Genomic DNA, 14,795 nt, shown 5'->3' with positions numbered 1-14,795 from the left:
GGAAGCTACCGGGTCAGCTTTCGATCATGTCGACGAAGTCGCGTTCGTGACGCTCCGCTAGCCGGTTGTAGACCAAACCGGTGACGAGCAGCAGCGGGAACGGCAGGATGCCCAGCAGCAACCACGCCAGCGGTACCCCGATCACCCGTAGCCCGGCGAAAGCCGGGGCGAGGTAGAACGCCAGCGGCAGCGCGCCGAGCACGACCAGCACCAGCAGCGCGAGCAGCGAACCGGTGCGCAACTGGTGTTTCACGAGGTCGTTGATCAGCAGGGTGCCCCACGACGTCTGCTCCTCCAACTCGACGCGGGCGCGCAGGGTCGGGGCGTTCTTCGCGCGGGGATCGGCCAGCACGACGCGCTGCCGCTTCGGCGGCTTCGCCTGCTGCTCCGGCTGGGGCTCTTCGTCCGGCACGGCGGGCACGCGCTCGACCGTGGCCGGCTCGTGCGGCACGTTCTTGCCGAGAGTGGGATCCGGTTCCCGGACCCCCTCCACCCGCCGGTAGTAGTCGTCGTTCATCGGCCGCCCGTCAGCCGGTCCTTCAGCTCACGGGTGTGCCGCCGCGAAACCGGCAGCAGCTTCTCGTCGTTGCCGATCACCACCTGGTAGCCGCCCTGGCCCATGCGCAGCTCGGTGATCAGGTTGAGCGCGACCAGGAACGACCGGTGGATCCGCACGAAACCCGCCTTCTCCCAGCGTTCCTCGAGCTGGGTCAGCGGGATGCGGACCAGGTGGCTGTTGCCGTCGGTGGTGAACAGCCGCGCGTAGTCGCCCTGCGCCTCGACCCACCGCACGCTGGAGCGCGGCACGAGTTTGGTGGTGCCGGCGAGCTCGACCGGGATCACCTCGTCGTCGTCCGGTTTCGCCGGGGCGGCCGGGCTGCCGCCGTCGGGCGCCGGGGTGGCGCGCAGTTTGTCCAGCACCCGCTCCACCGCCCGATCGAGCCGGTTCTGGTTGCAGGGCTTGAGCAGATAGTCGACCGCACCGAGGTCGAAGGCATTCACCGCCTCGGACGCGTGCCCGGTCACGAACACCAGCACCGGCGCGGGATTCAGCGCCGAGAACACGCGCGCCATCTCCATCCCGGACAGGCCGGGCATCTGCAGATCGGCGAACACCGCGTCGATCGCCGGCAGCCCGTGTTCCTTGCGTTCACGCAGCTGGGGATCGTCGGAAGCGAGCAGCCGCAGCGCTTCCGAAGCGTCGACCGCGGTGAACACGCGGCCGATGTGGGGGTTGTTCTGCAGGCTCTCGACGAGCAGGCTCAGCCCGTGTGGCTCGTCGTCCACCGCGAGAACGAGGAGCCGTCGGGTGTCATTTTGCGCACTCACAGTGATTTGCAATCCTGCCTAGGGCGAAGGCCGGTGTCCATACCGCGCTCGGGCGATCACATTACAACCCGAATCGGGACCAGGCTGCTCTCTGTGACACGGCGTCGAGCAGGGCACTCGCCGCGGTCGGTGCGCCGAGGCCGAGCCGGGCCAGCAACGGCTTCTTCGGCTCCGCGATGGTGATCTCGGCGTCCGGATAGCGCTCGCTGATCACCTCGCGCAGATTGCCGAGCCCGTCGATCAACCCGAGTTCACGCGCTTTCGTGCCGAGCCAGACATCGCCGGTGAACAGGTCTTCGCCCTCGCTCAGCTTGCCGCCGCGCCGCTCCTTGACCCATTCCACGAACAGTTCGTGCAGCTGGGAGTGCATCTTCTGGAGCCACTCGACGTCTTCGGGCTTCTCCGGGCTGAACGGGTCGAGCCGGGACTTGTTCGCCCCCGCGGTGTGCAGCCGCCGCTCGATGCCGAACCGTTCGAGCAGGCCGGTGAACCCGAAGCCGCCGCTGATCACGCCGATCGAGCCGACCAAAGAGGTGCGGTGCGCGAAGATCTCGTCCGCGGCGCAGGCGAGCCAGTACCCGCCCGAAGCCGCGACGTCCTCGCAGAACGCGATCACCGGCACGTCCTTCTTCTTCGCGGCGAGCTGGCGGATCCGCTCGGCGACGAGCCCGGACTGCGTTGGCGCCCCGCCCGGCGAGTTGATCAACAGTGCCACGGCCTTGAGCCGATCGTGATCGAAGGCCCTGGTCAGCGCCGACTCGACGGCCGCGAGGTTGATCGTGCCACGGGACAACGGCGACGGGCTCGGCGTGATCACGCCGTGCAGCTTGACCACCGCTACGACGTCCTTACGGTCCCCTCGGTCGCCGAGACGCGGGATCCTGCTGGTCAACTTGTCGGTCACGGTGCTCACCATGAGCGCCAGGTTAGGCCCAACGACCTGAGAACGCAGCCGTCAGCTACTGCGTCGCGCGTGCGCGGGCGAACCGTTACGTGTCTCCTGCGGCGGCACCGCGGCCGAGTAGTCCGGCAGTTCGGTGCGCACGCCCGGCGCGAACTTCGGCACCCGCAGGGTCACCTTCATCCCGGCGCCCGGTGCTGTCTCGACCATCAGTGCGTACTCGTCGCCGAACAGCTGCCGCATCCGGGCGTTGATGTTGCCCAGCCCGACGTGCGCGCCGGTGCGGTGTGAGTTGCGCAGGTCCGACAGCCGCGCCGGGTCCATCCCGATGCCGTCGTCCTCCACGCTGATCAGCGCCTCGGTGCCGTAGTCCTGCGCCGTCACGGTGACCATGCCGCCGGTGGGCTTGTTCGCCAGCCCGTGCTGCACCGCGTTCTCCACCAGCGGCTGGATGATCAGGAACGGCACCACGACCGAGAGCACCTCGGGCGCGATCTTGAGCCGGACCTCCAGCCTGCCGCCGAACCGGGCGCGTTCGATGGTCAGGTAGCGGTCGATGTTGCGCAGCTCGTCGGCGAGCGAGGTGAACATGCCCGACGTGCGGAACGAGTAGCGGGTGAAGTCGGCGAACTCCTGCAGCAGTTCGCGCGCCTCCTCGGGATCGGTGCGGATCAGCGAGGAGATCGTGTTCAGCGCGTTGTAGATGAAGTGCGGCGAGATCTGCGCCCGCAGCGCCTTGATCTCGGCCTGCTGCAACTGGAGTTTGGACTCGTCGAGGCGCGCCAGCTCGAACTGCGTGGTGACGAACTGGGCGACCGCGTCGGCCATCTGCACCAGCCGCTTACCGCGGGTGCGGCCGACGACGATGAGCACCGCCTCGATCTCGCCCTCGACGATCAGCGGGACGATCACCGCCGTCTTCATCTTGCAGGTGCCGCGGTGGTCGCACGGGACGTCGTCGTGCGAGACGACCTCGCGGCGGTGCTTGCGGATGGCGAGACTGACCGCCGAAGTCAGGTCGAGGTAGTGGTCGTTGGCCTCGCCGTCCCAGGAGGCCAGCGCCCCTTCCGGGTCGGTGATGCCGACCGCGACGCACTTGAGCAGCTCCAGCAGCTGCGAAGTGATCCTGTCGGCGGAGGCCCCGTCGAACCCTTCGCGCAGGTCCGGGGTGGCCTTCGACATGTGATAGACGGCTTCCAGCACGGCGTCGTCGACGAAACTGCTGGGCTTACGGGAGCGGGCGAGGACGATCAGCACGGCGATCAGCAGCAGACCCGCGACGCTCCACGGAATGATCTGCGCGATCGGCAAGTCGGACACGGCGTCAATGCTCTGCGCTTGCACGTTCAGGTGCAAGCCTTCGAGCCCACTTTCTGTGTAGAGGTCGGCACTCAGGGGTAGGTGCGAGTTTACCGAAAGCACGATTGCGAACGCTTTCAGCGCGGCCACCGCCCAGTGTGGCCGCCGAACGGGTGAGTATCGCGCACACGCAGCGCGACCGTCCCTTGTGGACTACTTGAGCAGCCGGGACAGCCTGCGGTCGGCGAGCGGCTTGCCCCCGGTCTGACACGTCGGGCAGTACTGGAAAGCCTTGTCCGCGAACGAAATCTCGCGAATCGTGTCCCCGCAGACCGGGCACGGCAGGCCCGCCCTGGCGTGCACCCGTAGCCCGGATCGCTTCTCGCCCTTGAGCCGTGCGGCGCTCTGCCCGACGGAGCGCTCGACGGCGCCGGTGAGCACCTCGTGCATCGCGTCGGCCAGTCTGTCCAGCGCTTCTTCGGACAGTTTTCCCGGTGTCGCATAAGGAGAAAGCTTCGCGGTGTGCATGATCTCGTCGGAGTAGGCGTTGCCGATTCCGGCCATCAGTGACTGGTCCGTCAGGGCGGTTTTCAGCCGTTCCGTCCGGCCGGTGAACAGCTCGCCGAGCTTTTCCCGGGTCAGCTCCAGCGCGTCCGGGCCGAGCCGCGCGATACTCGGCACCTCCTGCGGATCGCGCACGATCCACACCGCGAGCCCCTTCTTCGTGCCGGCCTCGGTCAGGTCGAAGCCCGGTCCCCCCACCCGTCGCCCACCGCCACCCTCAACGGAGGCGCTCCGCGCCACTCCCTCGGACAAATGCACGCGGAAAGCCAACGGCCCACGGCCGGGCTTGGGCGGGGTGGCCGAGAGCGAATCCGACCAGCGCAGCCAGCCGGCGCGGGCCAGGTGGACGACCAGATGCAGGCCGTCGCAGTCGAGGTCGAGATGCTTGCCGTGCCTGCCGGCGGCGGTGACCTCGCGGCCGTGCAGTTCCGTCCACGCCGGGGTCACGGTCTTGAGCACGCTCAACGAGGCCACGTCGATCCGGGTCACCGTCCGGCCGACAGCGTGCTCACGCAGGTGATGCGCCAGCGCCTCGACCTCGGGCAGTTCGGGCATGGATCACTCCATCGGATGCAGCGGGCCGTCGAAGTCCGGCAACGAGTCGCGCTGGATGGTCTTGGCCACCTTGATCACCTCGCCACGCACCCGGAACATCCCGGACACGAAACCGACCCAGCGCTCCGGCGGGTGTTCGCCCATGCCGTCGCCCTCGGTCTCGGCGACCATCGTCCACGGCCGGTTCAGCGTCCACCGCATCGGGAAGAACAGGCCGATCAACAGCAGGCCCCAGATCACCCAGGCCGGGACGACGACCCCGTCGGGTAACCAGGACACCAGGATAACCGCGAGCACGACGGTCACGATGAGCATCGCTATGCCAGGCGCGGGGCTGCCGGCGACGTCGTGTTCGAAGTCCTCGACCGTCGCGGGGCGCCGCCAGTCCATCTGGGCCCGGACCACCCATTCCCGGCCGTCTCCGCCTTGCACCAGCCGGTTCATTTCCGTGGCCTCCCGGGTCACGCTCGAACGTACTTGAGCGTGTTCAACGGTAGCGTGGCAGAGCCGCGCCGCGCGAGGTCCGCGTGAAGATCGTCTAACCGGATGACCCGGACTCACCGGATGTGGTTGTGGTCTCCGCTTGGTCCTGCACGATCGGGAGCAGCCACTCGAGCAGTCCGGACGGCGTCGAGGACTCCTCCTCGGACGTGGGCAGGTCATCACGCGCCCGGCTCTTGCCGTCATGCTCGCGGTGCTTCGTGCTCGACGAGGAATCCGTGGAGCTGTACGTGGAGTTGGTGGGCAGGTCGTCGCGCGAGTCCACCTTCGACGGGGTGGTGTCGTCCCGCGCCGTGGTCCCGCCCGTGACCGTGCCCGACGTCTGCGACTGCTTCTGCTCGACCGGCGCCGAACCCTGTTGCTGCGGTTGGGGTTGCTGCTGCTGGGGTTGCCCGGCACGGTCGGTGCCGTGCGGCGTCGAGACGGGCGCGCCGTTGCCGGGGAGGCGCACCGTGGCCTCGTCCGGCCTGCCCGGCTGGTTCGGCGGCGGGCTCAACAGGGTGGGCTGCGGCTGCGCGATCTGCAGTTCGATCCCGCTCTGCGGCAGGCCGATCACCTGCGAATGGTCCGAGTTGAGCACGGCGGGCCCGGCGGTGATGCCGACGACGCCCGCCGCGGCCGTGGACGCCAGCGCGATCCCGACCTTGAGCTTCGAGACCAGCACGCCCTTGACCGTGGCGAGCACCCCGGAACCGGAGGCCGCACCGGCACCGGCGGCCGCCGCGGGCATGAGCAGCGCGAGCACGCCCGCGTGCGCACGCAGCGAGGAGCAGACGTCCCGCAGCTCGGCGTGCATCGAACGGCAGGACGGGCAGCCGAGCAGGTGCGTCCTGATCTTGGTGGCCTCGGAACCGGTGACACTGCCTGCGGTGTAGCCGCCGAGCTTCTCGATCACGCCCCGGCAGCTGACGTCCGAATCACGGTTGATCGCCAGATGCGCCTGGAGGTACGCCGCGCGCAGGCCTTGGCGGGCGCGCCGCGCGAGTGCCGCCGTCGCGTTCGCGCTCAGGCCGAAATGCGGCGCCACGACGGCGGGCTGCTCCCCCTCGACCTCGGTCTGCCACAGCACCGAACGCCAGCGCTCGGGCAGGCTCGTGAAAGCCGTCGCGATCAGGCTGGCTTCGGCTGTACGCGCATGCGCGTCGGCGCCCGCGCCCGCGCGATGGGTCAGCTCGTCATCGGTGACGGGCACATCGCGGCGAGCGCCGTGCCATTCCCACGAGACGCGCCTCGCGACGGTCAGCAGATACGCCCGGACGTGGTCCCTCGGACCCGAGCCGCGGCGCAATGCCTGCAGAACCCGAAAGAAAGTCTCGGCGGTGATGTCCTCGGCCTCGGAGCTGTCACTCGCGAGACCGCGCGCGAGCCGGCGCACGGCCGACGCGTGCAGCTCGAACAGCTCGCTGAAAGCCTGATCTTCGCCTGCCCGGAGCCGACGCAGAAGAGCCTGCTCATCGGCCGATACCGTGCGTTGCTCCGGTACCGTCGCTTCCTCCGTCATCCGGCCAGGCACCTCCTCCCCGGGCGGGCACTAACCCGTTCGGTTGAATGGAGACACCATACGGAGAGAAGCGCTTGCCGTCACCTCTTGTACTCCGGGAGTGACGGAGTTACCTCCGACCGGGTGCCTGTCACGCCCCCCGTGCGGAGGGTATAGAGTGTGCGACGCACCCGGTCGAGGCCGGGCGCGCGGATGTAGCGCAGCTGGTAGCGCATCACCTTGCCAAGGTGAGGGTCGCGGGTTCGAATCCCGTCATCCGCTCGAGGCGGGTAGCCCTGTTCGCTTCGCCGGTGGCGAAGCTTCCCCGGGGCCCGTTGTCTCTACCCGGGGGATAACCCCCGGACCCCCAGTGCGTGCAAGCGGCTCACCAAAGGCTGCGGGTAGCCCTGGGCGCTCCGCCGGTGGCGAAGCGCCCTGGGGCCCGTTGTATCTACTCCGGGGGTAACCCCGGGATCTGCAGTGCGCGCAAGCGGCTCACCAAAGGCTGTTGTCGAGGCCCTTTCCGAACGTCGGGGAGGGGCCTTCGTTTTTGGTTCAGGTCGTCGGGCGCAGGTTTGTGCCGAGTAGTAGTGCGGCCAGCACGCACAGCGTGGTGTTGACGTAGATCGCGGTGGTTACGCCGGCGAGCACGGAGCTCTGCGCGGTGGCGATCGCGCTCATCAGCGGGATGCCGAGGGTGATGCCGACCTGCTGGCTCATCGTGGTCAGCCCGGTCGCGAGGCCCTGTTCCTCGTCCGGCAGCCCGGCCGTCGCGGTCACCATGAACCCGACGATCGCCACCAGGTTGGCGATCCCGCCGACGAACGTCGCCGCGAGCAGCAGCGCGATCCACGCCGGGGCCGGGCCGAGCAGGACCAGCGAGGCGGTGGCGACGGCCTGCACCCCGAACCCGGCCACGAGCGTCCGCTTGGCGTTGATGCGGGCGATCAGCTTCGGGCCGAGCACCCCGCCGAGCACGGTGCCAACGCCCAGCACAGCGAACGACAGCCCGGCCTCGAGTGGCGAGTAGCCCAGCACGTCCTGCAAGTACAGCGTCAGCAGGAAGACCAGGGACGTCTCGGTCAGAAACGCCAGCAGGCCGGCGATGTTGCCCCAGCCGACGTTGCGCCTGCCGAGGATCGCGACCGGCACCAGCGGGGCCGCGACGCGCTTTTCGATCATCCAGAACGCGCCCAGCAGCAGCACGCCGACGATCAGCGAGCCCAGCACCAGCGGGTCACCCCAGCCATGTGAACTCGCGGACGTGGCGCCGTAGATGACGGCCAGCAGCGCGAGTGTCACCGTGATCGCGCCGGGCAGGTCGATCCGCGGCCGCGCCGCCGGACGGCTTTCCGTCAGCACGGTGCGTGCGGCGAACAGCACGAACAGCACCACCGGGATGTTGAGGAAGAACGCCCACCGCCAGCTCAGCAGGTCGGTCAGCACGCCACCGAGCACCGCGCCCGACGTGAACCCGGCGGCCATCAGCGCACCGTTGAGGCCGAGCGCCCGGTCGCGGAGCCGCCCTTCCGGGAACGATGTGGTGAGCAGCGAAAGCGCTGCGGGCGTGACCGCGGCCGTGGCCAGCCCTTGCGCGACCCTGGCGATCAGCAGCGCCGCCGGTGAGGTGGCGAGCCCGCCGGCGAGCGAAGCGACACCCAGCAGCGCCATGCCGGCCAGGAACAGCCTGCGCCGTCCGAACAGGTCGGCGATCCGGCCGAAGAACAGGGTGAAACCGGCCGAGCAGAGCGCGAAAGCGGTGGCGATCCACTGCAGGTTCGCCAGCGCGAAACCGACGTCCGCGCCGATCGTGGGCAGTGCCACGTTCAGCACGGAGAAGTCGACGGCGAGCGTGAAGCTCGCGGTGAGCAACACGATGAGCGCGAACCGCCGGCGGCCGGTCATCCGTTCCGCCGCGGCGGTCGCGGTCAGCTGATCGAAAGTCATGCCACCACTGCACGCCCGCTCGCCGCGGCCGGCCAGCACCCTTCGCCGGGTAGTCAGCGGCTGCCTATCACTCGCGGGGACAGGCTGGCGCGGCGGTGCCGGGCGCATGATGGGTTCATGAACGACAGCTCCGCACTCGGCGAGTTTCTGCGGCTCAGCCGCGGCCGGTTGACCCCGGAGGACGTCGGCATCACGTCGTATGGCGCGCGCCGCGTTCCCGGGCTACGGCGCGAAGAACTCGCCCAGCTCGCCGGTGTGAGCGTCACGTACTACACCCGCCTGGAACAGGGACAGAGCGGACAGGCGTCGGAGACGATCATCGAAGCGCTGGCCCGCGCGCTGCGGCTCGACGACGACGAACGCGCCCATCTGCACGACCTGGCCCGGCCGGCTCCGGCGAAGCGCCGCCGCTCCCGGCCCGCCACGGTCCGCCCCGGCACCCGGCAGCTGATCACCGCGATCACCGACGTGCCCGCGGTGGTTTTGGGTGTGCGCAACGAAATCCTGGCCTGGAACCGGCTCGGGCACCTGCTGCTCGCCGGGCACCTCGACTACGCCGCCCCGGACCGGCCGGCCGACCGCCCGAACCTCACCCGGATGCTGTTCCTCGACCCGCACCACCGCGACCTGTATCCGAACTGGCGCGAGGAAGCCGCCCGGGCCGTCGCTTCGCTACGGCTGATGGCCGGCCGGAACTCCGGCGACCGTGAACTTGCCGAGCTGATCGGCGAGCTGAGCATGAACAGCCCCGAATTCGCCGCGCTGTGGGCCAAGCACCCGGTGGCCGGCTGCGTCTCCGGCACCAAACGGTTCCGCCATCCGGAGGTCGGCGAGCTGACCCTGCAGTTCGAGGCGCTGCTGCTCGCGGACGAAGCAGGCGAACGGATCCTGATGTACAGCGCCGAGCCGGGCAGTCCGTCGGAAGCGGGACTGGCACTGTTGGGCCGCGATCAGAATCACGTCGAGGCCGGGGCGCGGCTGATCGTCACCTGATGGGCGGTTCCGCGAGGTTGGTCATTTGTTGTTCTCCTGGATTTGGTTCGGGGTAACAATTTTCGGCGCGTGCGCCGACCAGGGTTACGGAGGTTTTCCGTTCCCCCCGAACCCTGGAGGCCTTGAGTCATGCCCGAAGTCACCCGGAGACGACTGCTCGGCTCGGCCGCGGGCGCGGCGGCGACAGCTGCCGCGGCCACCCTGCTCCCCCCGAACGTCCAGCGCGCACTCGCCCAGGAGGCGCCGAAACACGGCTCGCTGGGCGACATCGAGCACGTTGTCCTGCTGATGCAGGAGAACCGGTCGTTCGACCACTACTACGGAACCCTGTCCGGGGTCCGCGGGTTCAACGATCCGGACGCGCTGAAACTGTCCACCGGCAAGTCCGTGTTCTACCAGCCGGACGCGCAGAACCCGGCGGGCTACGCGCTGCCGTTCCACCTCGACCCGCACGCGACGAACGCGCAGAAGATCCCGTCCACGTCGCACGCCTGGCAGGTCCAGCACGACTCGCTGAACAACGGCAAGATGGACAACTGGCTGCCGGCGCACCGCAAGGCCGACGGCAAGAACGGGCCGTACGTGATGGGCTACCACACCCGCGCCGATCTGCCGTTCCAGTTCGCGCTAGCCGAGTCGTTCACCGTTTGCGACGCCTACTTCTGCTCGGTGCTCGGCCCGACGTGGCCCAACCGCATGATGTGGATGACCGGCACCGTGGACCCGAACGGCCGGAACGGCGGGCCGATCCTCGAAAACACCGCGCCCGCCGGTGGTTACACCTGGAAGACCTACGCCGAGCGGCTCACCGAAGCCGGGGTGAGCTGGAAGGTCTACGAGCAGGACGACACCTACGGCTGCAACATGCTGGAGAACTTCGCGGCGTTCAAGAACTCGGCGCCCGGCTCCGAGCTGTACGACAACGGGCTCACGCACCGCCCCGAGGGCCAGTTCGAGTACGACGCGCGTAACGACAAGCTGCCGACCGTCTCCTGGATCATCACCACCAGCACGCAGTCGGAGCACCCGAACTACACGCCCGCCGACGGCGCCGCCTTCGTCGCCAGCAAGATCGACGCCATCGCCTCGAACCCCGAGGTGTGGGCCAAGACCGTGTTCATCCTTTCCTACGACGAAAACGACGGCCTGTTCGACCACGTCGTCCCGCCGATCCCGCCCGCCGGCACGCCGGACGAGTTCGTCACCGGCACCTCGCACGGCGGCACCGCGGGCAACGGGCTGTGGGTCGGCGGCGGTTTCCGCGTGCCGTGCGTGATCGTCTCGCCGTGGACCGCCGGTGGCTGGGTGTGCAGCGAGAACTTCGACCACACCTCGCAGCTGCGGCTGCTGGAGAAGATCACCGGGGTGACCGAGCCGAACATCTCGGGCTGGCGCCGCAAGACCTTCGGCGACCTGACGTCCGCTTTCCGGTTCCAGGAACCCAAATCCAAGCCGCCGACACTGCCGGACACCGCCGGCCCGCTGACGCTGTCCCGCTACGAGGCCGCGCACCTGCCGGCCCCGACCGTCCCGCCGACGGTCGACAAGCCGCCGACGCAGGAGCCGGGCAAACGCCCGCATTTGCCGCGCTAGCAACGGAAAGGCCGCTCCCCGGGTGTCGAGGAGCGGCCTTTCCGTTGTGTCAGAAGGTGATCGCCATGGCCGGGTCGGCCAGCAGCGCGCCGACGTCGGCGAGGAACTGCGAGCCCTGCTGCCCGTCGACGAGCCGGTGGTCGAAGCTCAGCGCGAGCTGCAGCACCTTGCGGACGGCCAGTTCGCCGTCCACCACCCACGGCATGTCCTTGATCGCGCCGAACGCCAGGATCGCGGCCTCGCCCGGGTTGATGATCGGCGTTCCGGTGTCCACCCCGAACACTCCGACGTTGGTGATCGTGATCGTGCCGTTCAGCATGTCCGCCGGCGTGGTTTTCCCTTCGCGAGCGGTACTTGTCAGCTGTTCCAGCGCGCCGGCGAGCTCGGCCAGCGACATCGCGTCGGCATCGCGGATCTTCGGCACCACGAGCCCGCGCGGGGTGGCCGCGGCGATCCCGAGGTGCACGTAGTCCTTGTAGACGATCTCGCCCGCGGCTTCGTCCCACGTCGCGTTGACGTCCGGAGTTCGTTTCGCAGCAAGGCAAACCGCCTTCGCCGCGAACGCGAGCGGGGTGAGCTTCACGCCGGCGAACGCCGGGTGCTTCTTCAGTTTCTCGCGCAGCTCCATCATCGGCGTGACGTCGATGGTGAGGAACTCCGTGACGTGCGGCGCGGTGAAGGCGCTGGAAACCATCGCCTGCGCGGTGGCCTTGCGGACGCCCTTGATCGGCACCCGGCGTTCACGCTCACCTGACGTCTTGGGCGCGGCGGGGGAAGCCGCACGTTCGACGTCTTCGCGGGTGATCACCCGGCCGCCGGCCGACAATGCCGTCAGGTCGACGCCGAGGTCCTTCGCGAGCTTGCGCACCGGCGGCTTGGCGAGCGGCACATAGCCGCCCTTCGCCACCGGCTCTTCGGCGACGGGTGCCTTCTCCGCAGGCTGTTTGCGGGCCCGCCTCGTTGCCTGCACCGTCTTCGAGCCGTAGCCGACGAGGGGTTTCATCTCCTCCTCGACCGCGGGCGCGGAACCGTTGCGGGCCGCGCCGGCCGGATCGAGGTCGATCGTCAGAATCGGCGCGCCGACCTCCACCGTCTGGCCCGGTTCGACGAGCAGCTCGGTGACCTTGCCTGCCCACGGAATGGGCAGCTCGACCGCGGCCTTCGCCGTCTCCACCTCGACCACGATCTGGTTCACCGTCACCGTGTCGCCCGGTTGCACGCGCCAGCCGAGGATCTCGGCCTCGGTCAGGCCTTCGGCGGTGTCGGCGAGCAGGAACTGTTTGAACTCCGGCACGCTTCACCACCCCAGCGATCGGTCGACGGTGTGCAGCACCCGGTCGAGATCCGGCAGGAAATACTCCTCCAGCTTCGACGGCGGGTACGGGGTGTCGAAGCCGGTGGCCCGCAACACCGGGGCCTCCAAGGAATAGAAGCACTCCTGCTGCACCCGCGCGGCGATCTCCGAGGTGACCGACGATTCGCCGGAGGCCTCGCTGACCGCGATCAGCCTGCCGGTGCGGCGCACCGACTCGAACACCGGACCGAGGTCCAGCGGCGAGATCGTGCGCAGGTCGATGACCTCCAGCGACTTGCCCTCCTCGGCGGCCGCCGTGGCCGCGTCGAGGCAGACCTTGACCGAGGGCCCGTACGCCACCAGCGTCGCGTCGGTGCCCTGGCGCAGCACCCGGGAGGCGAACAGCGGGCCCACCGGATTCACAGTGTCCACTTCGGACCTGAGCTGACCGTTGTGGTACAAGCGTTTCGGCTCGAAGAACAGCACCGGGTCGTCAGTGGCGATGGCCTGCTGGATCATCCAGTACGCGTCCGCCGGGTTCGAGCACGAGACGACTTTCAGCCCGGGAATGTGCGCGAACAACGACTCCGGCGATTCGGAGTGGTGCTCGACCGCGCCGATCCCGCCGCCGAACGGCACCCGGATCACGATCGGCACCTTGATCCTGCCCTGCGTCCGGTAGTGCAGTTTGGCCAGCTGACTGGAAATCTGGTCGAACCCGGGGAAAATGAAGCCCTCGAACTGGATCTCGCACACCGGGCGGAACCCGCGCACGGCGAGCCCGACGGCGGTGCCGATGATCCCGGACTCGGCCAGCGGCGTGTCCAGCACGCGCTGCTCCCCGAAGTCCTTCTGCAGGCCGTCGGTGATCCGGAAGACGCCGCCGAGCTTGCCGACGTCCTCCCCCATGATGATGACCTTGCTGTCCGCTTCCATCGCGGCGCGCAGCCCGAGGTTCAGGGCCTTGCCGATGGTCAGCGTCTGCACACTGGACACTGTTTCGTCCGCTCGGGACTTCACGGGGGCGGCCATCAGCGCTCACCCACCGTGGCGAATCCGTCCAAATAGGACAGAAATTCCTCGCGCTGCGCGTCGAGCACCGGGGACGGTTCGGCGTAGACGTTGGCGAACACCCGCTCGGGCGGCGGTTCGGGCATGTTGAAGCAGAAGTCCCGCAGCTCCGCGGCAAACGCGTCGGCCTCGGTTTGTACCTGGTCGAAATAGGACTGGTCGGCGAAACCGTTGCGCGCGAGGAAAGCCCGCACCCGCTCGATCGGATCCTTCAGCTTCCACGCCTCCAGCTCGTCGGAGAGCCGGTAGCGGGTCGGGTCGTCGGTGGTGGTGTGCGCGTCCATGCGGTAGGTGAAGGCCTCGATCAGGACGGGGCCGTTGCCGTGCCGACATTCGTCGAGCGCCCACCGGGAAACCGCGAGGCAGGCCAGCACGTCGTTGCCGTCCACGCGGATGCCGGGGAAGCCGTAGCCGCGGGCGCGCTGGTACAGCGGCAGGCGGGACTGGCGTTCGGTCGGCTCCGAGATGGCCCACTGGTTGTTCTGGCAGAAGAAAACCAGCGGCGCGTCGTACACCGCGGCCCAGACGAATCCTTCGTGGACGTCGCCCTGCGAGGTCGCGCCGTCACCGAAGTAGCAGATCGTGGCCTCGCCGTCGTCGTCCCCAACTCTGCCCTCGAACTTCTGGCCCATCGCGTAGCCGGCGGCGTTGAGCACCTGGTTGCCGATGACGATGGTGTACGGGTGGAAACCGTGGGCCTTGAAGTCCCAGCCGCCGTGGTCGGTGCAGCGGAAAATGCCCAGCAGCTCACGGAAATCGACGCCGCGGGCATACGCCACGCCGTGCTCGCGGTAGCTGGGGAAGGCCATGTCCTGCGGCCGCAGCGCACGGCCGGAGCCGATCTGCGCCGCCTCCTGGCCGAGCAGCGGGACCCAGATGCCGAGCTGGCCCTGGCGCTGCATCGCGTTGGACTCGCGGTCCGCACGGCGCACCAGCACCATGTCGCGGTAGAGACCGCGCAGCGCTTCGGCGTCGATGTCGGCGACGTAGCGGTCGAACTGTGCAGAGGCGATTCGTTCGCCTTCGGGGGTGAGCAGCTGAGTCAGCTCAGCGCCACCTTCGGTCGTTGCTCGCAAACCGGCGATCACCTGCTCCCGGGACGGTTGTGCCGCTTGCGCGGCCGGTCCTTCTCCGGGCTCCGGGTGCGTCCACTGTTCTGGGGACGACATGCGCGTGTTCTCCTCGATGTCATGCCGCGACTCCACTTTTGGCGGCTTCGCGACGGCGCCGGTGGCTGCCTGCGCATCGGGTCCGAAGCACTCGGGCAG

13 protein-coding genes and 1 tRNA gene are annotated in these 14,795 nt (G+C 68.8%); 3 read left to right on the top strand and 11 right to left on the bottom strand.

The window, feature by feature from the left end; translation table 11 throughout:
• Window positions 1-13: 13 nt before the first annotated feature.
• The 7 genes from VHD82_RS30115 to VHD82_RS30085 form a co-directional block, all read right to left on the bottom strand.
• Window positions 14-517, bottom strand: coding sequence for a hypothetical protein (locus VHD82_RS30115; RefSeq protein WP_325711667.1), 504 nt, complete (start codon window positions 515-517; stop codon window positions 14-16).
• Window positions 514-1,341: a LytTR family DNA-binding domain-containing protein gene (locus VHD82_RS30110; RefSeq protein WP_325711664.1), complete on the bottom strand. Its 828-nt coding sequence runs from the start codon at window positions 1,339-1,341 to the stop codon at window positions 514-516. Before VHD82_RS30110 ends, VHD82_RS30115 begins: the two co-directional genes overlap by 4 nt.
• A gap of 49 nt (window positions 1,342-1,390) precedes the next feature.
• Complete coding sequence (locus VHD82_RS30105; RefSeq protein ID WP_325711661.1) at window positions 1,391-2,245, bottom strand: S49 family peptidase; 855 nt, start codon at window positions 2,243-2,245, stop codon at window positions 1,391-1,393.
• A gap of 39 nt (window positions 2,246-2,284) precedes the next feature.
• The gene (locus VHD82_RS30100; protein ID WP_325711909.1) at window positions 2,285-3,559 is read right to left on the bottom strand and encodes a GAF domain-containing sensor histidine kinase; all 1,275 of its coding nucleotides are present in this window, start codon (window positions 3,557-3,559) and stop codon (window positions 2,285-2,287) included.
• 183 nt (window positions 3,560-3,742) lie between these two features.
• Complete coding sequence (locus VHD82_RS30095) at window positions 3,743-4,648, bottom strand: Fpg/Nei family DNA glycosylase (protein ID WP_325711658.1); 906 nt, start codon at window positions 4,646-4,648, stop codon at window positions 3,743-3,745.
• A 3-nt stretch (window positions 4,649-4,651) separates the two neighbouring features.
• On the bottom strand, window positions 4,652-5,092 hold the full coding sequence (locus tag VHD82_RS30090) for a DUF983 domain-containing protein (RefSeq protein WP_325711654.1): 441 nt from the start codon (window positions 5,090-5,092) through the stop codon (window positions 4,652-4,654).
• A 94-nt stretch (window positions 5,093-5,186) separates the two neighbouring features.
• Entirely contained in the window at window positions 5,187-6,650 is a 1,464-nt protein-coding gene (locus tag VHD82_RS30085) for a sigma-70 family RNA polymerase sigma factor (RefSeq protein ID WP_325711651.1), read from the bottom strand.
• Between the two features lie 188 nt (window positions 6,651-6,838).
• On the opposite strand from VHD82_RS30085, the gene VHD82_RS30080 reads away from it, so the two are divergent.
• A tRNA-Gly gene (locus VHD82_RS30080) sits at window positions 6,839-6,911 on the top strand.
• Between the two features lie 273 nt (window positions 6,912-7,184).
• On the opposite strand, the gene VHD82_RS30075 is transcribed toward VHD82_RS30080, so the two are convergent.
• Window positions 7,185-8,576, bottom strand: coding sequence for an MFS transporter (locus tag VHD82_RS30075; RefSeq protein ID WP_325711648.1), 1,392 nt, complete (start codon window positions 8,574-8,576; stop codon window positions 7,185-7,187).
• 117 nt (window positions 8,577-8,693) lie between these two features.
• Here VHD82_RS30075 and VHD82_RS30070 point away from each other — a divergent pair, with 117 nt between their 5' ends.
• Both VHD82_RS30070 and VHD82_RS30065 read left to right on the top strand, forming a co-directional pair.
• Window positions 8,694-9,569 (top strand): helix-turn-helix transcriptional regulator, encoded by an 876-nt coding sequence (locus VHD82_RS30070; RefSeq protein ID WP_325711645.1) that lies wholly within the window; start codon window positions 8,694-8,696, stop codon window positions 9,567-9,569.
• Window positions 9,570-9,698: 129 nt separating this feature from the next.
• Window positions 9,699-11,162 (top strand): alkaline phosphatase family protein, encoded by a 1,464-nt coding sequence (locus tag VHD82_RS30065; RefSeq protein ID WP_325711642.1) that lies wholly within the window; start codon window positions 9,699-9,701, stop codon window positions 11,160-11,162.
• Between the two features lie 49 nt (window positions 11,163-11,211).
• Here the strand turns inward: VHD82_RS30065 and VHD82_RS30060 are convergent, their stop codons facing one another.
• Genes VHD82_RS30060 through pdhA form a run of 3 tightly spaced genes read right to left on the bottom strand, consistent with a single transcriptional unit; the run spans window position 11,212 to window position 14,696 of the window.
• Window positions 11,212-12,456 (bottom strand): dihydrolipoamide acetyltransferase family protein, encoded by a 1,245-nt coding sequence (locus VHD82_RS30060; RefSeq protein ID WP_325711639.1) that lies wholly within the window; start codon window positions 12,454-12,456, stop codon window positions 11,212-11,214.
• Window positions 12,457-12,459: 3 nt separating this feature from the next.
• Window positions 12,460-13,488, bottom strand: a complete 1,029-nt coding sequence (locus VHD82_RS30055; RefSeq protein ID WP_325711636.1) for an alpha-ketoacid dehydrogenase subunit beta — start codon at window positions 13,486-13,488, stop codon at window positions 12,460-12,462.
• Complete coding sequence (pdhA, locus tag VHD82_RS30050; protein WP_325711633.1) at window positions 13,488-14,696, bottom strand: pyruvate dehydrogenase (acetyl-transferring) E1 component subunit alpha; 1,209 nt, start codon at window positions 14,694-14,696, stop codon at window positions 13,488-13,490. Before pdhA ends, VHD82_RS30055 begins: the two co-directional genes overlap by 1 nt.
• Window positions 14,697-14,795: the final 99 nt, after the last annotated feature.

It is taken from the genome of Amycolatopsis sp. (assembly GCF_035546795.1).
Classification (GTDB): domain Bacteria; phylum Actinomycetota; class Actinomycetes; order Mycobacteriales; family Pseudonocardiaceae; genus Amycolatopsis_E.
The sequence above is the reverse complement of the archived record's forward strand: the minus strand, read 5'-3'. Positions and strand labels throughout refer to the sequence as shown.